At 73.3% G+C, this 21,275-nt stretch carries 19 protein-coding genes; 13 read left to right on the top strand and 6 right to left on the bottom strand.

What is annotated here, in order from left to right; translation table 11 throughout:
- Positions 1–124 precede the first annotated feature (124 nt).
- Positions 125–574 carry a MarR family winged helix-turn-helix transcriptional regulator gene (locus ABD353_RS15570; RefSeq protein WP_344624181.1) on the bottom strand — a complete coding sequence of 150 codons (450 nt, stop codon included), beginning with the start codon at positions 572–574 and terminating at the stop codon, positions 125–127.
- 58 nt (positions 575–632) lie between these two features.
- Here ABD353_RS15570 and ABD353_RS15575 point away from each other — a divergent pair, with 58 nt between their 5' ends.
- Entirely contained in the window at positions 633–1,496 is an 864-nt protein-coding gene (locus tag ABD353_RS15575) for an NmrA/HSCARG family protein (RefSeq protein WP_344624182.1), read from the top strand.
- Positions 1,497–1,620: 124 nt separating this feature from the next.
- Here ABD353_RS15575 and ABD353_RS15580 read toward each other — a convergent pair whose 3' ends face one another.
- The gene (locus ABD353_RS15580; protein ID WP_344624183.1) at positions 1,621–2,850 is read right to left on the bottom strand and encodes a DUF349 domain-containing protein; all 1,230 of its coding nucleotides are present in this window, start codon (positions 2,848–2,850) and stop codon (positions 1,621–1,623) included.
- A gap of 255 nt (positions 2,851–3,105) precedes the next feature.
- Positions 3,106–3,897 carry a peptidylprolyl isomerase gene (locus ABD353_RS15585; protein ID WP_344624184.1) on the bottom strand — a complete coding sequence of 264 codons (792 nt, stop codon included), beginning with the start codon at positions 3,895–3,897 and terminating at the stop codon, positions 3,106–3,108.
- Between the two features lie 239 nt (positions 3,898–4,136).
- On the opposite strand from ABD353_RS15585, the gene ABD353_RS15590 reads away from it, so the two are divergent.
- From ABD353_RS15590 to ABD353_RS15605, 4 genes are all read left to right on the top strand, one after another.
- On the top strand, positions 4,137–4,844 hold the full coding sequence (locus ABD353_RS15590) for an MBL fold metallo-hydrolase (protein ID WP_344624185.1): 708 nt from the start codon (positions 4,137–4,139) through the stop codon (positions 4,842–4,844).
- A gap of 11 nt (positions 4,845–4,855) precedes the next feature.
- A complete protein-coding gene (hisS, locus tag ABD353_RS15595; protein ID WP_344624186.1) occupies positions 4,856–6,118 on the top strand; it encodes a histidine--tRNA ligase in 1,263 nt (420 codons plus the stop codon).
- Positions 6,115–7,887, top strand: coding sequence for an aspartate--tRNA ligase (gene aspS / locus ABD353_RS15600; protein WP_344624187.1), 1,773 nt, complete (start codon positions 6,115–6,117; stop codon positions 7,885–7,887). The genes hisS and aspS overlap by 4 nt, the downstream gene beginning before the upstream one ends.
- A gap of 93 nt (positions 7,888–7,980) precedes the next feature.
- Entirely contained in the window at positions 7,981–8,484 is a 504-nt protein-coding gene (locus ABD353_RS15605) for a GNAT family N-acetyltransferase (protein WP_344624188.1), read from the top strand.
- Here the strand turns inward: ABD353_RS15605 and ABD353_RS15610 are convergent.
- Entirely contained in the window at positions 8,457–9,431 is a 975-nt protein-coding gene (locus tag ABD353_RS15610; protein ID WP_344624189.1) for a LysR family transcriptional regulator, read from the bottom strand. The two genes, ABD353_RS15605 and ABD353_RS15610, sit on opposite strands and share 28 nt — an antisense overlap.
- 184 nt (positions 9,432–9,615) lie before the next feature.
- Between ABD353_RS15610 and ppk2 the strand changes: the two genes are divergently transcribed.
- Complete coding sequence (gene ppk2 / locus ABD353_RS15615; RefSeq protein ID WP_344624190.1) at positions 9,616–10,419, top strand: polyphosphate kinase 2; 804 nt, start codon at positions 9,616–9,618, stop codon at positions 10,417–10,419.
- 10 nt (positions 10,420–10,429) lie between these two features.
- Here the strand turns inward: ppk2 and ABD353_RS15620 are convergent, their stop codons facing one another.
- Positions 10,430–10,930 (bottom strand): VOC family protein, encoded by a 501-nt coding sequence (locus tag ABD353_RS15620; protein WP_344624191.1) that lies wholly within the window; start codon positions 10,928–10,930, stop codon positions 10,430–10,432.
- Positions 10,931–11,033: 103 nt separating this feature from the next.
- Here ABD353_RS15620 and ABD353_RS15625 point away from each other — a divergent pair, with 103 nt between their 5' ends.
- Positions 11,034–12,383, top strand: a complete 1,350-nt coding sequence (locus ABD353_RS15625) for a replication-associated recombination protein A (RefSeq protein ID WP_344624192.1) — start codon at positions 11,034–11,036, stop codon at positions 12,381–12,383.
- A gap of 384 nt (positions 12,384–12,767) precedes the next feature.
- Entirely contained in the window at positions 12,768–13,382 is a 615-nt protein-coding gene (rpsD, locus tag ABD353_RS15630; protein ID WP_030268492.1) for a 30S ribosomal protein S4, read from the top strand.
- Between the two features lie 107 nt (positions 13,383–13,489).
- On the opposite strand, the gene ABD353_RS15635 is transcribed toward rpsD, so the two are convergent.
- Positions 13,490–15,682 carry an ATP-binding protein gene (locus tag ABD353_RS15635; protein WP_425555164.1) on the bottom strand — a complete coding sequence of 731 codons (2,193 nt, stop codon included), beginning with the start codon at positions 15,680–15,682 and terminating at the stop codon, positions 13,490–13,492.
- 204 nt (positions 15,683–15,886) lie between these two features.
- Here ABD353_RS15635 and ABD353_RS15640 point away from each other — a divergent pair, with 204 nt between their 5' ends.
- From ABD353_RS15640 to mltG, 5 genes are all read left to right on the top strand, one after another.
- Positions 15,887–16,366, top strand: a complete 480-nt coding sequence (locus tag ABD353_RS15640) for a DUF948 domain-containing protein (protein ID WP_344624194.1) — start codon at positions 15,887–15,889, stop codon at positions 16,364–16,366.
- A 4-nt stretch (positions 16,367–16,370) separates the two neighbouring features.
- On the top strand, positions 16,371–16,799 hold the full coding sequence (locus ABD353_RS15645) for a DUF6167 family protein (RefSeq protein WP_344624195.1): 429 nt from the start codon (positions 16,371–16,373) through the stop codon (positions 16,797–16,799).
- On the top strand, positions 16,786–19,455 hold the full coding sequence (gene alaS, locus ABD353_RS15650; RefSeq protein WP_344624196.1) for an alanine--tRNA ligase: 2,670 nt from the start codon (positions 16,786–16,788) through the stop codon (positions 19,453–19,455). Before ABD353_RS15645 ends, alaS begins: the two co-directional genes overlap by 14 nt.
- Complete coding sequence (gene ruvX / locus ABD353_RS15655) at positions 19,455–19,940, top strand: Holliday junction resolvase RuvX (protein WP_263102429.1); 486 nt, start codon at positions 19,455–19,457, stop codon at positions 19,938–19,940. Before alaS ends, ruvX begins: the two co-directional genes overlap by 1 nt.
- Before the next feature lie 118 nt (positions 19,941–20,058).
- Entirely contained in the window at positions 20,059–21,252 is a 1,194-nt protein-coding gene (gene mltG, locus ABD353_RS15660) for an endolytic transglycosylase MltG (protein ID WP_344624197.1), read from the top strand.
- Positions 21,253–21,275: the final 23 nt, after the last annotated feature.

Here is a 21,275-nt window from a genome sequence, read left to right on the forward strand (position 1 = left end):
GGACCTGGTTCGTGCGTGACACGCTCTCGACCTGCGCAGTTCTCCCCCAGCCTTCGGCCGGGAGGTGCCCCCACGCGCCCCTTGGGGTTCACCCGCTCCTGGCGGTTCACCCGCCGCTGAGGGTTCACCCTCCTTCGCGGAGGCGCTGGATCTGGCGGTCGGCGAGTTCGGTGGTGCGGCGCATGTGGCGGGCGAGGAAGGCGAGTTCCTCCTCGGTGTATTCGGCCAGCATCGCGTCCCAGCCCTCGCCGAGTTCGCCCCAGAGTTCGCCGAGGCGGGCCGCCGCCTCGGGCACCGGTTCGACCAGCACCCGCCGGCGGTCCTCCTCGTCGCGCCGGCGGGTGACGTAGCCGGCCCGTTCCAGCCGGTCCACCAGGCGGGTGGCCGAGCCGCTGGTGAGCCCGGTCAGCTCGGCGATCCGGCCGGTGGTGAGCGGCCCCTCCTCCATGCCCAGCAGGTTGAGGCACTGCACGTCGGTGGGGTGCAGCCCGAGCCGGTCCGCCACCGCCTGGTTGAACAGCGCGTACGAGGCGAGGTAGCGGCGGGAGTCGGCTTCCAGGTCGTGCGGCCGCATGGGCATCCTCCCGATAAATTATCTGCGTGGTGCAGAGAACTCGTCCTACAGTGTCTGCATGACGCAGACATCATATGTCGCGGTGGCCGGAGCCACCGGTACGCAGGGCGCCGCCGTGGTCGACGCCCTCCTCGCGCGGGGCCTGTCCGTCCGCGCCCTCACCCGCACCCCCGACTCGGCCGCCGCCCGCTCGCTCGCAGCCGCCGGCGCCCGGGTGCTCGCCGCCGACTTCGACGACCGGGAGTCCCTGGACACCGCCCTCGCCGGCGCCGCCGCCCTCTTCGCCATGTCGACGCCGTTCGGCACGGACCTCGCCACCGAGGTCCGCCAGGGCACCGCCCTGGTCGAGGCCGCCGCCGACGCCCGGGTCGGCCACATCGTGTTCACCTCCGCCGCGCACGCCGACCGCGACACCGGCATCCCGCACTTCGACAGCAAGTACCGGATCGAACGCCGGCTCGCCGGGCTCGGCGTGCCCTGGACCGTCCTCGGCCCCGCGGCCTTCATGGAGAACTACGCGGGGGAGTGGACCCTGCAGGGCCTGCGCGAGGGCAGCTTCGTGCTCCCCATGCCGCCCGAGTGCCCGCTCGCGCTCGTCCCCGCCCGTGACATCGGCGCCTTCGCCGCGCTCGCGCTCACCCGCCCCGACGAGTTCGCCGGCCGGCGGATCGACCTTGCCTCGGACACCCTGACCTGCCCCGGGATCGCCGAGGTGCTCAGCTCGGCCACCGGCCGGCCGATCGGCTTCCGCCGCCTGCCGCTCGCCGAGATCGAGGCGTACTCCGCCGACCTCGCCGCGATGTTCCGCTACTTCACCGAGACCGGGCTCGACATCGACACCGCGGCGCTGCGCCGCGACCACCCCGAGGTCGGCTGGCAGGACTTCGCCGCCTGGGCGCACGGCCGCACCTGGCCGCTGTGACCGGACGGGCGGCGACCGGAGCGGCGGCGACCGTGCGAGCCGTGGCCGGCCGGGCCGCCGCCGGAACGGCGGAGGGCCCCCGCCGTGGCGGGGGCCCTCCGGTCGTGCACGGGGGAGCGGGGCGTCAGCCGCCGAACTCCTCCAGGCTCTTCTGGGCCTGGTCCAGCAGGGCCTGACGGCCCGCCAGCTCGGACTCCAGCTTGGCGACCCGGCTCGCGTTGCCGGCCGCACGGGCCTTGTCCAGGTCCGCCTGCAGCCTGTCCACGGCCTGCTGCAGCAGCCCGGTCATGCCGGCCGCGCGGGCCTTGGCCTCCGGGTTGGTGCGCTGCCACTCGGCGTCCTCGGCCTCGCGGATCGCCCGCTCGACGGCGTTCAGCCGGCCGTCCAGCTGGCCGCGGGCGGCACGCGGCACGTGGCCGATCGCCTCCCAGCGCTCGTTGACCTCGCGCAGCGCCGCCTTCGCCGCCTTGAGGTCGGTGATCGGCAGGATCGCCTCCGCCTCCAGCAGCAGCGCCTCCTTGAGCTTCTGGTTCTCGCCCTGCTCGGCGTCCCGCTCGCTGAACGCGGAGGACCGGGCCTGGAAGAAGACGTCCTGGGCGCCGCGGAACCGCGCCCACAGCTCCTCCTCCGCGTCCCGCTGCGCCCGCCCGGCCGCCTTCCACTGCGCCATCAGGTCGCGGTAGCGCGCGGCGGTGTCGCCCCACTCCGTCGAGCCGGAGAGCGCCTCGGCCTCGGCGACCAGCTTCTCCTTGGTCTGCCGGGCGTGCTCGCGCTCGTTGTCGAGCGCCGCGAAGTGCGCCTTGCGGTGCTTGGAGAACACCGAGCGGGCGTGCGAGAAGCGGTGCCACAGCTCGTCGTCGCTCTTGCGGTCCAGCCGGGGCAGGCCCTTCCAGGTCTCCACCAGGGCGCGCAGCCGGTCGCCGGCCTCCCGCCACTGGGTCGACTCGGCGAGCTGCTCGGCCTCTGCGACCAGCGCCTCCTTGGAGGAACGCGCGTCCTCCTGGGCCTTCGCGCGGGCCGCGCGCCGCTCCGCCTGGCGGGACTCGATCTCGCCGCTCAGCGTCTCCAGGCGCTTGGCGAGCGAGTCCAGGTCGCCGACCGCGTGCGCCTCGGCCACCTGGGCCTTGAGGTGGTCCAGGGCGACCTGGGCCTCCTTGGCGGCCAGGTCGGTCTTCCGGACGCGGTGCTCCAGCAGGCCGATCTCGGCCTCCAGCCCCTGGTACTTGCGCTCGAAGTACGCCAGGGCCTCCTCCGGGGAGCCGGCCTGCCAGGAGCCGACGACGCGTTCGCCCTCGGCCGTCCTGACGTACACGGTCCCCTGCTCGTCGACACGGCCCCACGGGTCGCTGCTCACAGCGCCTCCTCCAATGACGTCCCGCCCGCCGCATCGGCGTCGGCACGTCGTCCACAGTTGAATGTGCGGCGGACCGGTGGAGTCCGCCGTCCTGCCGCCGAGTGCTGCCGAGGGTGACGGCCGACGGTCAGGGCACCCTATACAACAGCAACATAGGCGACCAGCGTCGGTGCTGTCCGCATCCGGGCCGGGTGATTTCCCGGCCGATCGCGGTGACCGGACGGCCGGGAGCCGGCCGGTCACCGCCCGGAGGGATCAACCCTTCGTCGTGGTCACCGAGTTGAGGACGACGTCGGCCACCGGCGCGCCGTCGCCGCCGCCGCCCTGCACACCGCCCGCGGCGATGTTCTGCACGACGTCGAGGCCGCCCGTCACCTTGCCGAACGGCGTGTAGTTCGGCGGGAGCTGGGTGTCCTTGTAGACCAGGAAGAACTGGCTGCCGTTGGTGCCCGCGCCGGCGTTGGCCATCGCGACCGTGCCGGCCGGGTAGGTCGCGCCGGTCAGGTTCTCGTCCGCGAACTGGTAGCCGGGGCCGCCGGACCCGGTGCCCGTCGGGTCGCCGCACTGCAGCACGTAGATGCCCTCGGTGGTGAGCCGGTGGCACTTGGTGTGGTCGAAGTACTTCTCGTTCGACAGGAACGCGAAGGAGTTCACCGTGTGCGGGGCCTTCGCGGCGTCCAGCGCGATGGTGACCTTGCCGCAGCTGGTGTCCAGCGCCATCGTGTACGAGGCCTTGGTGTCCACCGTCATCGCCGGCTCGGTCTTGAACTGCTTGCCGTTCGGGGAGCCCGGGGCCGGCGTGGTGCAGCCCTTGACCGGGGTGGCCGCCGCGGTCGGCGTGGGGGCCGCGGCCGCGTCCTTCTTGTCGCCGTCCGAGCCGCCGAGCGCCCAGGCCGTACCGGCAGCCGCGACCACCGCGACGGCCACGCCCGCGCCGACCAGCACGTTGCGCTTGCGCGCCTGCTTCTGGGCCTCGGCCCGGCGCTGGATCTGGCGCTCGTACTTCTCGCGGGCGAGCTGCCGCCGCCGCTGTTCGCTGCTGACCACCGGCCGTGTCTCCTGATGAATGCTGAGGCGGGGATTGGGGGGTTCCGGTGCGGATCATCGCATCCGCAGGCGGCCAAGTGTAAGGACCCCGGGCGTAAGCACGAGATCAAACGGCTCCGCCACTGGGCTATCTGGTTCGCTCCCGGTGGCGTGCCGCCGGTAGGCTGCGGTGTGACCGGGCGGTGACACGACCGCCCGCGACCTCCCGACTCGCCGCCCGAATCGACCGAAGGACTCACGTGTTCGTCGCCGGATTTCCCGCCGGAGCCTGGGGCACCAACTGCTACCTGGTCGCACCGGCCGCCGGCGAGGAGTGCGTGATCGTCGACCCCGGCCACGAGGCCGCGCGGGGCGTCGAGGACCTCGTCCGCGAGCACCGGCTCAAGCCGGTCGCGGTGCTGCTCACCCACGGGCACATCGACCACATCGCCTCCGTGGTCCCGGTCTGCGGCGCCCGCGGCGTCCCGGCGTGGATCCACCCCGAGGACCGCTACATGATGAAGGACCCGGGCCGCGGCCTGGGCCGCTCGCTCGGGCAGCAGATCATGGGCTCGATCACCGTCGGCGAGCCGGACGACGTCCGCGAACTCACCGACGGCAGCGTGCTGGAACTCGCCGGCCTGGAGCTCACCGTCGACCACGCCCCCGGCCATACCAGGGGGTCGGTGACCTTCCGGACGCCCTCGTCGGACCAGATCCCCCCGGTCCTGTTCTCGGGCGACCTGCTGTTCGCCGGCTCCGTCGGGCGTACGGACCTCCCGGGCGGGGACAGCAAGGCGATCATGGAATCGCTGGCCCGGGTGTGCCTGCCCCTCGACGACGAGACCGTGGTCCTGTCCGGCCACGGCTCCCAGACCACCATCGGCCGCGAGCGCGCCACCAACCCGTACCTCCTGCAGGCGGCCGGTGCGCAGGACGCTCCGGCCCACCCGCGACGAGGAATGTGACGGAAGAGACGTTGAGCACCTTCTCCGCCCCCAAGGGCACCTACGACCTGCTGCCCCCGAGCTCCGCGACCTTCCTGGCGATCCGCGAGCGCCTCTCCGCGCCCGCCCGCCTGGCCGGGTACGGCTACGTCGAGACGCCGGTCTTCGAGGACGTGAAGCTCTTCTCCCGCGGTGTCGGCGAGTCCACCGACATCGTCACCAAGGAGATGTACAACCTCACCACCAAGGGCGGCGACGAGCTCGCGCTGCGCCCCGAGGGCACCGCCTCGGTGCTGCGCGCCGCCCTCCAGGCCAACCTGCACAAGCAGGGCAACCTGCCGGTCAAGCTCTGGTACTCGGGCTCGTACTACCGTTACGAGCGCGCCCAGAAGGGCCGCTACCGCCAGTTCGCCCAGGTCGGCGCCGAGGCGATCGGCGCGGAGGACGCAGCGCTCGACGCCGAGCTGATCGTCCTCGCCGACGACGCCTTCCGCTCGCTCGGCCTGAGCGACTACACGCTGCTGCTCAACAGCCTCGGCGACAAGCAGTGCCGCCCGGTCTACCGCGCCGCCCTGGTCGAGTTCCTGGCCGGCCTCGACCTCGACGAGGACACCCGCCGCCGCGCGGAGATCAACCCGCTGCGCGTCCTCGACGACAAGCGCGAGTCGGTGCAGGCCCAGCTCGGCGGCGCCCCGATGCTGCGCGACTACCTCTGCGAGGACTGCAAGGCCTACGACGAGAAGGTCCGCGAGCTGCTCACAGCCAACGGCGTGGCCTTCACCGACGACCCCAAGCTCGTCCGCGGCCTGGACTACTACACCCGCACCACCTTCGAGTTCGTGCACAACGGCCTCGGCGCGCAGTCCGCGATCGGCGGCGGCGGCCGCTACGACGGGCTCTCCGAGATGATCGGCGGCCCCGCGCTGCCGTCCGTCGGCTGGGCCCTCGGGGTGGACCGCACCTACCTGGCCCTGGAGGCCGAGGGCGTCGTCCTCGACCTGCCCGCGCCGACCGCCGTCTACGCCGTCGCGCTCGGCGAGGAGGCCAAGAACGTCCTCTTCGCCAAGGTGGTCGAGCTGCGCCGCGCAGGGGTGGCCACCGACCTCGCCTTCGGCGTCAAGAGCATCAAGAACGCCATGAAGTCCGCCGACCGTTCCGGCGCCCGCTTCGCCCTGGTCGCCGGGGACCGAGATCTCGCCGCCGGGGTCGTCCAGCTCAAGGACATGACCACCGGCGAGCAGGTCCCCGTCGCCCTCGAAGCACTCGTATCCACCCTGAAGGAGAAGCAGCTGTGATCCGCACGCACGACGCGGGCACGCTCCGCGCGGAGCACGCCGGAACGACCGTCACCCTGGCCGGCTGGGTCGCCCGCCGCCGCGACCACGGCGGCGTGGCCTTCATCGACCTGCGCGACGCCTCCGGCACCGTGCAGATCGTCGTCCGCGACCTGGACTCGGTGCACGGCCTCCGCGCCGAGTACTGCGTCAAGGTCGTCGGCGAGGTCCGCGTGCGCCCCGAGGGCAACGAGAACCCCGACATCGCCACCGGCGCCGTCGAGGTCGTCGTCAGCGCGATCGAGGTGCTCTCCGAGGCCGCCCCCGTCCCGTTCCCGGTCGCCGAGTACGAGCCCGGCACGGTCAACGAGGAGGTGCGCCTGCGCTACCGCTACCTGGACCTCCGCCGCGAGGGCCCGGCCCGCGCGCTGCGCCTGCGCTCCAAGGTCAACAACATCATCCGCCGGGTGATGGAGGAGAACGACTACCTCGACATCGAGACGCCGTACCTCACCCGCTCCACCCCCGAGGGCGCCCGCGACTTCCTCGTCCCCGTCCGCCTGCAGCCCGGTCACTGGTACGCCCTGCCGCAGTCGCCCCAGCTGTTCAAGCAGCTGCTGATGGTGGCCGGCATGGAGCGCTACTACCAGATCGCCCGCTGCTTCCGCGACGAGGACTTCCGCGCCGACCGCCAGCCGGAGTTCACCCAGCTCGACATCGAGGCCTCGTTCGTCGACCAGGAGGACGTCCTGGCCCTCGGCGAGAAGATCATCGGCGCGATCTGGCGCGACGTCCACGGCTACGAGGTCCCCAACCCGCTGCCGCGGATGACCTACGCCGACGCGATGGCCCGCTACGGCTCCGACAAGCCGGACGTCCGCTTCGGCCAGGAGCTGACCGACCTCACCGAGTACTTCGCCGGCACCGAGTTCCGCGTGTTCCAGGCCCCGTACGTCGGCGCGGTCGTCATGCCCGGCGGCGCCTCGCAGCCCCGCAAGCAGCTCGACGCCTGGCAGGACTGGGCCAAGGCCCGCGGCGCCCGCGGCCTCGCCTACGTCCTCGTCGACGCCGAGACCGGCGAGCTCCGCGGCCCGGTCGCCAAGAACCTCTCCGAGGAGCACCTGGCCGGCCTCGCCGCCGCCGCCGGTGCCAAGCCCGGCGACGCGGTCTTCTTCGCCGCCGGGAAGAAGGCCCCCTCGCAGGAGCTGCTCGGCGCCGCCCGCCTGGAGATCGGCCGCCGCTGCAACCTGATCGACGAGTCCCAGTGGGCCTTCCTCTGGGTCGTCGACTTCCCGATGTTCGAGCCCATCGAGGACGACAAGGGCGAGTTCCAGGGCTGGCACGCGGTGCACCACCCCTTCACCGCGCCCACCGCCGAGTCGCTCGCCACCTTCGACACCGACCCGGGCAACGCGCTCTCCAACGCCTACGACCTGGTGCTCAACGGCTCCGAGCTGGGCGGCGGTTCGATCCGTATCCACCAGCGGGACGTCCAGAAGCGCGCGTTCGACGCGATCGGCCTCTCCGAGGAGGAGGCGACCTCGCAGTTCGGCTTCCTGCTGGACGCCTTCAACTACGGCCCGCCGCCGCACGGCGGTGTCGCCTTCGGCCTGGACCGCATCGTCACCCTCCTCGGCGGGTACGACACCATCCGTGACGTCATCGCCTTCCCGAAGACGTCCACCGGTGGCGACCCGCTGACCGGTGCCCCGACCCCGATCACCCCCGCGCAGCGCCGCGAGGCCGGGGTCGACGCCAAGCCCAAGTCGGAGACCGAGCCCAAGGCCTGACCCAGGTCGGCTACCCTGTCACGGCCCCGGTCGGTGCACCGCACCGACCGGGGCCGGTCCACAACGGCGTGCGACGACAGAGGAGTGCACCACATGGCCGTCCGTACCAGAGTCGAGCTCCCGTCGGATGCTCCCGCCACCCGGCGGGTGCACATGGCGGCGTTTCCGGGCCCCGACGAGGCCGACCTCGTCGACGCGCTGCGCCGCGACCCGGCCTGGCTGCCCGACCTCTCGGTGGTCGCCGTCGAGGACGAACTCGTCCTGGCCCACGCCCTGCTGACACGCCTTCAGGTCGGCGACGGCTGGGCCGTCGCGCTCGCCCCGGTCGCCGTCGCCCCCGAGTGGCAGCGCAAGGGCATCGGCGCACAGGTCGTGCGCGCCGCGCTGACCGCCGCCGAGGACGCCGGCGAGCGCCTGGTCGTCGTCCTCGGCGACCCCGGCTACTACTCCCGCTTCGGATTCATCCCGGCCTCCCGCCACGAGGTCACCGGGCCCTACGACGTCCAGGACGACTGCTTCCTCGTCCTGCCGCTGCCCGGCTACGACGGCTCGCCGCGGGGCCTGTGCCGCTACCCGGCCCCGTTCGACGCCGTCTGATCCACCGCGCCCGTGGGCGGCCGCACCCGGCCGCCCCCCGCCACCGTCTCCCGGCAGCTGCGCACGAAGGCCTCCGCGGCCGGCGTCGGCGGCCGGCCCGCCGGCCAGTAGAGACCGGCCCGGCTCGGCCCGAGCCCGCGCACCGGCCGGAACACCACGTCGGGGCGGCCCGCCAGGGCGCCGAGCGAGGCCGGGGCGAAACCGATGCCCTGCCCGCAGGCCACCGCCGCCAGCCACTCGTCCGGGCTGTGCACCACCGCGCCGACCCGCACCGGCCGTCCGCCGCGGGCGTCCGCGCCCACCCAGTGGTCCCGCCAGAAGCCCGCCACCGCCGGCACCGAGACCACGGCCTCGTCCAGCAGGTCCGCCATCGCCAACTCGCCGCGGCCGGCCAGCCGGTGCCCGGCCGGCAGCACCACCCAGCGCTCGTCCAGGCCGAGCGGCGCACAGCCGTACCGGCCGTCCGCGGTCGCCCCGCCCTCCCCGCCCTCCTCGGGCGGGGCGTGCCACAGCGCCAGGTCGATCTCGCCGGCGTCCAGGGCCGCCCCGGAGTCGAAGCCGTTGAACTGCCGCAGCCGCACCTGCCAGCCGGGCATCCGCCGGGCGAAGGCCTCCACCGTGGCCAGCCCCACCAGGTGGATGGTGCCGCTCTCGAATCCCACCCGGAGCACCGCCGGGCGGCCTGCCGCCGCCCGGGCGGCGGCCAGCGCGTCCGCCCAGCCGGCCAGCAGCGCGGGCACCCGCGCGGCCAGCTCGTGCGCCGCCGGCGTCGGTGCCATCCCGGCGCGCGACCGCTCGAACAGCCGGACCTCCAGCTGCCCCTCCAGCAGCCGGATCCGCTTGGTCAGGGTCGGCTGGGCCACGCCGAGCCGGGACGCCGCGGCGGTGAGCTGTCCCTCGTCGAACACCGCCGCGAACGCCCGCAGCAACCGGGTGTCGATGTCCATGCCCACAGGGTATGGATCACGGAATTGGACCGGGAGGGCGGGGCTGGTGCAGAGTCGGCCGCTCACGGGGGGAGCGGTACCGGCGGTGCAGGGGGCTGCCGGTGCCGTCCGCCGTGCCGGTCCCGGCACGGAGCGGTGATCCGCCGTAGCGTGGGTGCCCACCGCGCGGACGGAGGGCACACCTGTGGGGAAGACCGATCGGCTCGCGAAGAAGCCGTACGAGCGCGAGCTGCTGCGTCTCCAGCACGAGCTGGTCCGCCTGCAGGAATGGGTCCGCAGCGAGGGCGTGCGGCTGGTCGTCGTCTTCGAGGGCCGGGACGCCGCCGGCAAGGGCGGCGCGATCAAGCGCGTCACCGAGTACCTCAATCCGCGCATCGCCCGGATCGCCGCGCTGCCCGCCCCGACCGAGCGCCAGCGGGGCCAGTGGTACTTCCAGCGCTACGTCGAACAGCTGCCGGCCGCCGGCGAGATCGTCCTGTTCGACCGCAGCTGGTACAACCGGGCCGGCGTCGAGCACGTCATGGGCTTCTGCACCGAGGAGGAGTACCGGCTCTTCCTGCACCAGACCCCGCTCTTCGAGCAGATGCTGGTCGAGGCGGGCATCCTGCTGCGCAAGTACTGGTTCTCGGTGAGCGACACCGAGCAGGAGAAGCGGTTCCGGGACCGCCTCTCGGACCCGATGCGCCGCTGGAAGCTCTCCCCGATGGACATCGAGTCCATCACCCGCTGGGAGGAGTACTCCCGGGCCAAGGACGTGATGTTCGCGCACACCGACATCCCGGAGTCGCCCTGGTACGTGGTGGAGAGCGACGACAAGCGGCGGTCCCGGGTCAACATGATCGCCCACCTGCTCTCCACCGTCCCGTACCTGGCGATCGAGCCGCCCGCGGTGGTGCTGCCGCCGCGCCCGGCCGCCACCGGCTACCGCCGCCCGCCGCGCGACCTGCAGACCTTCGTCCCGGACCACGCGGCGAAGCTGGCGGACTGACCGGGTCGGCTCAGCTCGCCGAGCCGGCCGCGGCACCGGTCGCCAGGTCCGGGCCCCAGCGGTCCAGCGCGGCCTGCAGGTCGAGCGGGCCCGGCCGGGCGTCCGACTCCGCGGCCGGCCAGTCCTCGCGCGGGACCCGCCACATCACCTCGAACTCGTTGCCGTCCGGGTCCTTGGCGTAGAAGGACTTGGACACCAGGTGGTCGGTCGAGCCGACCAGCGCCTTCCGCTCGGCGAGTCTCGCCCCGATCTCCGCCAGCTCGCCGAGCGTGCCGACCTCCCAGGCCAGGTGGTAGAGGCCGACCCGGCCCTGCTCCGGACCGGGCGCGTCCGCGCCGATCGCGAACAGCCCGAGGTCGTGGTCGTTCAGCGTGTCCGGCGCCGACAGGAACGCCGCCCGGCCGGGGATCAGGTGGCCGACCGAGAACCCGAAGACCTCGGTGTAGAAGGCGACCGAACGGTCGACCTCGCGGATCCACAGCACGGCGTGGTTCAGACGGCGGACGGGCATGGCGCACTCCTTCGGCGACGGGGGGAGCCCCCAGCGTACGCCCTCAGGTTCAAATTCGAACTACCCGGCCGGGCCGTCGGTCCGCTCGCATACCCTTGCGCCCGTGGACGAACCGGACCTCTTCACCGCAGCCGCCGAGGAACGCCAGGCCAAGGAGCCCGGCCGGGCCCCGCTCGCCGTACGGATGCGCCCGCGCACCCTCGACGAGGTCGCCGGCCAGCGCCGGCTGCTCAAGGACGGCTCCCCGCTGCGCCGCCTGGTCGCCGGCTCCCGCGGTCCCGCCGCCACCAGCTCGGTCATCCTCTGGGGCCCGCCCGGCACCGGCAAGACCACCCTCGCCCACGTGATCAGCCAGGCCGTCGAGGGCCGCTTCGTCGAACTCTCCGCCATCACCGCCGGCGTCAAGGAGGTCCGCGCGGTCATCGACGGCGCCCGCCGCGCCGTCGGCATGACCGGCCGCGAGACCGTCCTCTTCCTCGACGAGATCCACCGCTTCTCCAAGGCCCAGCAGGACTCCCTGCTGCCCGCCGTCGAGAACCGCTGGGTCACCCTGATCGCCGCCACCACCGAGAACCCCTACTTCTCGGTGATCTCCCCGCTGCTCTCCCGCTCGCTGCTGCTCACCCTGGAGGCGCTCACCGACGACGACGTGCGCACCCTGCTGCGCCGCGCGGTCGCCGACGAACGCGGGCTGCAGGGCGCCGTCGAACTCTCCGCGGAGGCCGAGGACCACCTCGTCCGGCTCGCCGGCGGCGACGCCCGCCGGGCGCTCACCACCCTGGAGGCCGCCGCCGGCGCCGCGCTGGAGCAGGGCGCGGCGGAGATCACCCTGGCCGCCACCGAGACCGCCGTCGACCAGGCCGCCGTCCGCTACGACAAGGACGGCGACCAGCACTACGACGTGGCCAGCGCCCTCATCAAGTCGATCCGCGGCAGCGACGTGGACGCCACCCTGCACTACCTGGCCCGGATGATCGAGGCGGGGGAGGACCCGCGGTTCATCGCCCGGCGGCTGATGATCTCCGCCAGCGAGGACGTCGGCCTGGCCGACCCGACCGCGCTCGCCACCGCCGTCGCCGCGGCCCAGGCGGTCGCCATGATCGGCTTCCCGGAGGCCAGGATCATCCTCGCCGAGGCCGCCATCGCCCTGGCGCTGGCCCCCAAGTCCAACGCCGCCTACCTGGCCATCGACGCCGCCCTCGCCGACGTCCGGCAGGGCCTGGCCGGGCCCGTCCCGCCGCACCTGCGGGACGCCCACTACGGCGGCGCCGGCAAGCTCGGCCACGGCAAGGGCTACCAGTACCCGCACGACCTCCCCGAGGGCATCGCCCCCCAGCAGTACGCGCCGGACGCGGTGCACGGCCGGGAGTACTACCGGCCCACCCGGCGCGGCGGCGAGGCCCGCTACGCCGAGACCGTCGAATGGACCAGGTCCCGACTCAAGGGCGAGTGACCCGGGCGAGCGGCCCCGGCCCGGCCCGGGCCGGGTGGGGCGGTCCTGGGTGGTGATCGGGGACGCCGGCCGGACGGTATACTCGGGCGGAGTGCCATGTCCCGGGCACGGCGGCGGGTGAGAACCGGCCGACCGTCCGCACCAGCGGGGCACCGGCCACGAGGCCCCTCCTCCGGGAGGGCCTCCAGGAGCGTCGCGCACCGGTTCCGGTGTCGCGGGCAGCCCACCACCCCCGCGGTCGGTGGGCCACTCGTGTGCAAGCACGCACGTGCCCGGCTCGGAGAGCGGCTGACCACCCCGGTGGTTTTTCTCCGGGTCGCGAGAAGCGGCCTCCGTCAACACCTGGTGAAGCCGTATTCGCACACCGAAAGAGGTATTGGTTCCATGGCGAACCAGAAGCGCCCCAAGGTCAAGATCGCTCGTGCCCTGGGCGTCCCGCTGACCCCGAAGTCCGTCAAGTACTTCGAGGCCCGCCCGTACCCGCCCGGCCAGCACGGCCGCGGCCGCAAGCAGAACTCTGACTACAAGGTCCGTCTGACCGAGAAGCAGCGTCTGCGCGCGCAGTACGACCTGAGCGAGAAGCAGATGGCGCGCGCCTTCGAGTCGGCCAAGAAGGTCGAGGGCAAGACCGGTGAGGCGCTCGTCGCCCTGCTGGAGGTCCGCCTCGACGCCCTGGTCATGCGTTCGGGCATCGCCCGCACCATCTACCAGGCCCGCCAGATGGTCGTGCACGGCCACATCGAGGTCAACGGCAGCAAGGTCAACAAGCCGTCGTTCCAGATGAAGCCGGGCTACGTCGTCACGGTCAAGGAGAAGTCGAAGGAGAAGGTCCCCTTCCAGGTGGCTCGCGAGGGCGGCAACGCCGGCGAGGGCCAGACCCCGAAGTACCTCGAGGTCAACCTGAAGGCCCTGGCCTTCCGCCTGGACCGCGCGCCGCAGCGCCGCGAGGTCCCGGTCGTCTGCGACGAGCAGCTGGTCGTCGAGTACTACTCGCGCTGACCCGCGAGCGGTACCACTGCAGCACCGAGCCCCCGCAGCCGCACGGCTGCGGGGGCTCACCCCTGTCCGGACCACGGGTACTGCAAAGAAGGGGCGCGGGAGCGTCCCTAGTGGGCCGGCACGGGTGAGGGTTCGGCCGGGCGCGGGTCCGGGGAGCGGCCGTCCGTGCCGAACGGCGGCTCCGGCAGCCCGCCGTTGCCCAGCGCCCGCCGCACCGCCGCATCCAGGTCCAGCGCCGCACCCCGGGCGAACGCCTCCTCGAACTCCTCCTCGGTCAGCCCCGACCTGGCCCGCTCCTCGCCCTCCCGGTGCGGCCCGTTGAAGCTCCGGGACCCGAAGAACGGCGTCCCCACGCCCTGCCACATCCGGTGCGCCGCGCCCTGCAGCACCCGCGCCTCGACCAGGTCCGCCTCCGGCCCCTCGGTCTCCAGCACCGCCAGCAGCTCAACCCCGAGCACGATCCCCAGCAGGTCCCGGAACCGGTGGTTGAGCCGCACGCACTCGCGCGCGTACGCCCGGGCCCGCCGCAGCTCGCCGATCGTCCAGCTGGCGTGCGCGTAGGCGTACAGCCCGTAGGCGTAGGCCCACTGCTCGCCGTGCTCCTCGCAGATCTCCCGGACCCGCTCGATCCACGCCGTGCCCGTCTCGGCGTCGCCCTGGAACAGCCGCGCCAGCCCCAGCTCGAACATCGCCATCAGGACGTTGCTGTTCAGCTCGCCCAGCGCGTTGTAGTGCCAGAGCGCCTCCTCGAACAGCTCGGCCGCCCGCACCGGATCGTCCGCGATCAGCGCCGCGCAGCCCTGCCGGTGCACCGCGTACGCCAGCGCCCGGTCGTCCCCGGTCTCCAGCGCCTGCCGCCGGCACTCCTCCAGCGCCGGCGCGGCCCGCACCAGGTCGCCCTGCAGCGTCGCCATGTACCCCGTCACCCAGAGCGCCTTCGCCCGTGCCCCGGTCGGCTCCGGTGCCAGCGCCAGCGCCCGGTCCAGCCAGTGCCGGCCCTCGCCCAGGTGGCCCGAGCCGACCCAGTAGAACCAGAGCGTCCCGGCCAGCACCAGCGCCTGCTGCTCCTCGCCCGGTTCGGCCAGGCAGAACTCCAGCGCGGCCCGCAGGTTGGGGTGCGCCAGCCGGGTCCGCTCGGCCGTCTCGGCCTGCCGCGGACCGAACCACTCCACCTCGCCCCAGGTCGCGACCCCCAGGTACCAGTCCCGGTGCCGGCGCAGCAGCCGCTGCTCCTCGCCGGTCGCGGCCAGCCACTGCGCGCCGTACTCGCGCAGCGTGTCGAGCATCCGGAAGCGCACCGCGTCGCCGCCGTCCAGCCGCAGCAGGACGGACTTGTCCACCAGGTCGCCGAGCAGGTCCGGCATGGCGTCCGGGTCGATGCCGTCGCCCGCGCAGACGTACTCGGCCGCCTCCAGGTCGAAGCCGCCGGCGAACACCGAGAGCCGTGCCCAGAGCAAACGTTCCTGCGAGGTGCACAGTTCGTGGCTCCAGCCGATCGTGGTGCGCAGCGTCTGGTGCCGCGGCGGAGCGGTGCGGGCGCCGCCGGTCAGCAGCCGGAACCGGTCGTCCAGCCGGATCGCGATCTGCTCCACGGAGAGCGAGCGCAGCCGGCCCGCCGCCAGCTCCACGGCCAGCGGGATGCCGTCCAGCCGGCGGCAGAGCAGCGCCACGTCGTCGGCGTTCTCCGCGGTCAGCGCGAACCCGGGCACCACCGCCGCCGCCCGTTCCGCGAACAGCCGCACCGCGTCCGGCCGCCGGCCGTCCCGTGCCTCCACCGGCAGCGGCGCCAGCGGCAGCAGGTGCTCGCCGTCCACCCGGAGCGACTGCCGGCTGGTGGCCAGCACCCGCAGGCCGGGCGCGCCGCGCAGCAGCACGTCCGCCAGCTCGGCGCAGGCCTCGACCAGGTGCTCGCAGCCGTCCAGCACCAGCAGCATCCGGCGGTCGGCGAGCTGCTCCACCAGCACGTCGAGCGGCGGGCGCGCGGTGGAGTCGGTGAGCTCCAGCGCCTCCATCACCGCGTGGCCGAGCAGCAGCGGGTCCTGCACCGGCCCGATCTCGGCGAGCCGGACCCCGTCCCGCAGGTCCTGACCGGCCGGGGCCGCCGCCCGCAGGGCCAGCCGGGTCTTGCCGACCCCGCCCGGGCCGGTCACCGTGACCAGCCGTGACGTGTCCAGCAGGCGTGCCAGGGCCGCGAGTTCGGAACGGCGGCCGACGAAGCCGGTGAGGTCGGCGGGCAGTCGGCCGCGTACCGTCCGCCGTCGCCCGTCCGCCGCGGGTTCGCTCGACACCGGAGCCCCCATGTCGTCGGTGGGATGGATGCAAGGGGCGGCCGGCCGGCCGCCCGTTCCGATCAACGAGGTGACCGCCGGGTGGGTCACGCCCCGCCACCGCGGTCACCGCCGTGCCCGCGACGCGGCCCCGCCGCCCTTATCCGGTCGGGAAACCGCCCGTGGTCACGATAGGGTTCCCTCCGGAGGAAGCTGCAAGGCGAGGGAGCGCACAAGGTGTCCGTGGGAGAACTGGCCGGCCTGTTGGTGGCCGTGTTCTGGGCGGTCCTCGTGACGTTGCTCGCCGTGGTCCTCGTCCGGCTCTCCAAGGTGCTCAAGGAGGCCACGGTGCTGGTCTCCGCCGTCACCGAGCAGGCCGTGCCGCTGCTGGTCGACGCGGGCACCGCCGTCCGCAGCGCCAACGAGCAGCTGGAGCGGGTCGACGAGATCACCGCCAACGTGCAGGACGCCGCCGCCAACGCCAACGCCCTCTCCTCCACCGTCGCCGCCACCATCGGCGGCCCGCTGGTCAAGGTCGCCGCCTTCAGCTACGGCGTCCGCAAGGCCGTCGCCCGCCAGCAGGGCGCGGCGGCCGTCCCCGAGCAGGCCGCCGACCGCGACGCGCTCGCCCGGCTGGTCCGGGCCGAGGTCCGCGCGGCCACCGCGCCGCGCAGCGGCGGGCTGCTGGCCCGCGTCCGGCGAGCGGTGAGGGGCTGACACGGTGGTTCGACGCATCTTCTGGATGGCGGTCGGCGCCGGCGCCGCCGTCTGGGCCATGGGCAAGGCCAACGAGGCCGTGCACCGGCTCACCCCGGACAGCATCTCCGGCACCGCCGCCCGCGGCGCCCTCCGGCTCGGCGACGCCGCCAAGCGCTTCGCCCAGGACGTCCAGGCCGGCATGGCCGAGCGCGAGCAGGAGCTCCGCGCCGACCTCGGCCTCGACGGCACCGCCGTGGTAGAGCCGCCGCGCCGCCGCCGCGCGCTGCGCCCCGAGCCCGGCCACCGAGCTATCTCGGCGGCCCCGGGCTCCCCGGCCGCCGCCCTGCCCCCGAAGCGCAGCACCACCACCAAGAGCATTGCCGAGCCCCGCCAGCGCCGAGCGCTGCCGGGCAGCAACCCAACCGGAAGGACCACTGATGGAGTCGGCTGAGATCCGCCGCCGCTGGCTGCGCTTCTTCGAGGAGCGCGGCCACACCGTCGTACCGTCGGCGTCGCTCGTCGCCGACGACCCCACCCTGCTGCTGGTCAACGCCGGCATGGTGCCCTTCAAGCCGTACTTCCTCGGCGAGGTCAAGCCGCAGTACTCCCGCGCCACCTCCGTCCAGAAGTGCGTGCGCACGCTGGACATCGAGGAGGTCGGCAAGACCACCCGGCACGGCTCGTTCTTCCAGATGTGCGGCAACTTCTCCTTCGGCGACTACTTCAAGGAAGGGGCCATCAAGTTCGCGTGGGAGCTGCTCACCACGCCCGTCGCGGACGGCGGCTACGGCCTGGAGAAGGAGAAGCTCTGGATCACCGTCTACAAGGACGACGACGAGGCCGAGCAGATCTGGCGCGACGTCATCGGCGTCCCGTCCGAGCGCATCCAGCGCCTCGGCATGAAGGACAACTTCTGGTCGATGGGCGTCCCCGGCCCGTGCGGCCCGTGCTCGGAGATCAACTACGACCGCGGCCCCGCGTACGGCGAGGAGGGCGGCCCGGCCGTCAACGGCGAGCGCTACCTGGAGATCTGGAACCTGGTCTTCATGCAGTACGAGCGCGGCCACGGCGACGGCAAGGACGGCTTCGAGATCCTCGGCGACCTGCCGAGCAAGAACATCGACACCGGCCTCGGCCTGGAGCGCCTCGCCGCCATCCTGCAGGACGTCGACAACCTCTTCGAGATCGACACCAGCCGGATGATCCTCGACCGCGCCGCCGAGCTCACCGGCCACGCCTACGGCCGCGACCACAAGTCGGACGTCTCGCTGCGCGTGGTCACCGACCACTTCCGCACCGCCATCATGCTGATCGGCGACGGCGTCACCCCCGGCAACGAGGGCCGCGGCTACGTGCTGCGCCGCATCCTGCGCCGCGCGATCCGCAACATGCGCCTGCTGGGTGCCACCGAGCCGGTGGCCAAGGAGCTCACGGACATCACCATCAAGGCGATGGCCCCGCAGTACCCGGAGCTGGAGGCCGACCGCAAGCGCATCGAGACGGTCGTCACCTCCGAGGAGACGGCCTTCCTGCAGACGCTGAAGGCCGGCACCAGCCTGCTGGACGCCGCGGTCACCGAGACCAAGCAGTCCGGCGGTGCGGTGCTCTCCGGCGACCAGGCGTTCAAGCTGCACGACACCTACGGCTTCCCGATCGACCTCACCCTGGAGATGGCCGAGGAGCAGGGCCTCCAGGTGGACGAGGCCGGCTTCCGCCGCCTGATGCAGGAGCAGCGGGACCGCGCGAAGGCCGACGCCAAGGCCAAGAAGATGGGCCACGCCGACGTCGCCGCGTACCGCGAGGTCGCCGACAAGTCCGGCGCCTCCGTCTTCACCGGCTACACCGCCACCGAGGGCGAGGCCACCGTGGTCGGCCTGCTGGTGAACGGCGTCCCGGCGCCGGCCGCCACCGAGGGCGACGAGGTCGAGATCATCCTCGACCGCACCCCGTTCTACGCCGAGGGCGGCGGCCAGCTCGCCGACCACGGCCGGATCCGCCTGGACTCCGGTGCGGTCGTCGAGATCCGCGACGTCCAGCAGCCGGTGCCCGGCGTGACGGTGCACTCCGGCGGCGTGCTGTTCGGCGAGGTCGTGCTCGGTGCCTCGGCGTACGCCACGATCGACGTGGACCGCCGCCGCGCGGTCTCCCGCGCCCACTCGGCCACCCACCTCACCCACCAGGCGCTGCGCGACGCGCTCGGCCCGACGGCCGCCCAGGCCGGTTCCGAGAACGCGCCGGGCCGCTTCCGCTTCGACTTCGGTTCGCCGGCGGCCGTCCCCGGCTCGGTGCTGACCGACGTCGAGCAGAAGATCAACGAGGTGCTCGTCCGCGAACTCGACGTCACCGCCGAGGTCATGACGATGGACGAGGCCCGCAAGGCCGGCGCCATCGCGATGTTCGGCGAGAAGTACGGCGACTCGGTGCGCGTGGTCACCATCGGCGACTTCTCCAAGGAGCTGTGCGGTGGCACGCACGTCGGCAACACCGCCCAGCTGGGCCTGGTGAAGCTGCTCGGCGAGTCCTCGATCGGCTCCGGCGTGCGTCGGGTCGAGGCGCTGGTCGGCGTCGACGCGTACAAGTTCCTGGCGCGTGAGCACACCGTGGTCTCCCAGCTCACCGAGCTGGTCAAGGGCCGCCCGGAGGAGCTGCCGGAGAAGATCTCGGGCATGCTCGCCAAGCTGAAGGACGCCGAGAAGGAGATCGAGCGCTTCCGTGCGGAGAAGGTCCTCGCGGCCGCCGCCGGTCTCGCCGACTCCGCCGAGGACGTCCGCGGCGTGGCCCTGGTCTCGGCCCGGGTCGCCGACGGCGTGGGCGCGGACGAGCTGCGCAAGCTGGTGCTGGACGTCCGCGGCCGTCTGGGCTCGCGCCCGGCCGTGGTCGCCGCGTTCACCGTGGCGAACGACCGCCCGCTGACCGTGATCGCCACCAACGAGGACGCCCGCGCCCGCGGTGTGAAGGCCGGCGAGCTGGTCCGCACCGCGGCCAAGACGCTCGGCGGCGGCGGTGGCGGCAAGGACGACGTCGCCCAGGGCGGCGGCTCCAACCCGGCCGCGGTGGACGAGGCGATCGCCGCCGTCCGCGCACTGGTCGCGGAGCGCGCCTCCTGATGACCGAGGAGCAGCCCGAGAAGGTCTTCCGGCGGGGCCGGCGGATCGCCGTCGACGTGGGTGACGCCCGGATCGGGGTCGCGTCCTGCGACCCCGACGGGCTGATCGCCACGCCGGTGGAGACCGTGCCCGCCGGGGGCCGCTCCCAGGCGCGGCTCAAGGAGATCGTCGAGGAGTACGACGCGATCGAGGTCGTGGTCGGCCTGCCCCGCTCGCTGAGCGGCAAGGAGGGGCCGGCCGCGGCCAAGGTCCGGGCGTACGCCGGGCGGCTGGCGGCGCTGCTGGCGCCGGTCGGTGTCCGGCTGGTGGACGAGCGGATGACCACCGTCACCGCCGCCCAGGGCCTGCGGGCCTCCGGCCGGTCCTCGAAGAAGGGCCGCTCGGTGATCGACCAGGCGGCGGCCGTGGTGATCCTGCAGGCGGCGCTGGAGGCCGAACGGGTGAGCGGCCGGGCGCCCGGCGAGAGCGTCGAGCCGACCGGCTGAGCAGTTCGTACTAACGTCCCACAAGGGGTCCGTGCGGAGGTGTCCGCACGGGCCCCTTCGTCGTTGTCGCCGTTGTTGGAGCAGCCCGGTACCGCCGGCTGCCGACGGAGGGGCCGTCGTGACCGACCCGTTCACCGCACCCGGTCTGGGGCCGGGCGTCACCCCCGGGCACCTGGGCGCCCCCGCCGAGGAGCCCGACGGGCGCCCGCCCGGGCAGCCGTACGCGGTCGAGCCGCCGGACCCGCGGAAGGTACGTTCGGGGGCGGCCTGCTGTCTGAGCGTGCTGGCGCTGTTCGGGGTGGCCTGCGTGCTCGCGGTCGCGGCCTACCTGGTGTGGCCGAAGGCCGAGCCGCCGGCCGCGGACTTCGCGGGCGGCGGCAGCGGGACGGTGGAGGTCTCCGTGCCGCAGGGCGCCAGCCTCACCACGATCGGCCGGACGCTGGTGAAGAGCGGGGTGGTGGCCAGCACCAAGGCGTTCACCGACGCGGCCGCCCGGCATCCGGCCGGCAACACGATCCAGCCCGGCACCTACACCCTGAAGCTGAAGATGTCGGTGGCCTCGGCGCTCGGCGTGCTGCTCGACCCGGCGAACGCCAACGCCCTCACCATCCCGGAGGGGCGCCGCGCCGAGCAGGTGTACTCCGCGATCGACGAGCGGCTGCACCTCGCCCCGGGCACCACCAAGGGCATCGCCCAGCAGCACGCCGGCGACCTCGGCCTGCCCGAGTCGGCCAAGGACAACCCCGAGGGCTACCTCTTCCCGTCGACCTACGCGGTGACCGGTGACACCACCCCGCTGGCACTGCTGCAGCAGATGGTCTCCGAGAGCGGCAAGGCGCTGGAGTCCGGCGGTGTGGAGGACGCCGCCACCGCATTCGCACAGACCCCGTACGGGATCCTCACCGTGGCCAGCCTGGTCGAGGGCGAGGCCGACAACGCCGAGGACATGGCCAAGGTCGCCCGGGTGATCTACAACCGGCTGGCCAAGAACATGCCGCTGCAACTGGACTCGTCGATCAACTACGCCCTCGGCCGATCCACCCTGACCACCACGGACACCGACACCAAGCTGGACTCCCCCTTCAACACCTACCTGCACACGGGCCTGCCGCCGACCCCGATCTCCAACCCCGGCCGGGAGGCCCTGCGCGCCGCGGCGGACCCGGCCGAGGGCGACTGGCTGTACTTCGTCACCGTGCGTCCCGGCGACACCAGGTTCACCGACAGTTTCGAACAGCAGCAGAAGAACGTCGCCGAGTTCAACGCATATCAGGCGCAACGGAGTTCCCCACCCCCGGACGACGGTCACTGACGGTGTGCATGCGGCGAATCGCC

The sequence above is a fragment of the Kitasatospora arboriphila genome, assembly GCF_039528095.1.
Taxonomy (GTDB): domain Bacteria; phylum Actinomycetota; class Actinomycetes; order Streptomycetales; family Streptomycetaceae; genus Kitasatospora; species Kitasatospora arboriphila.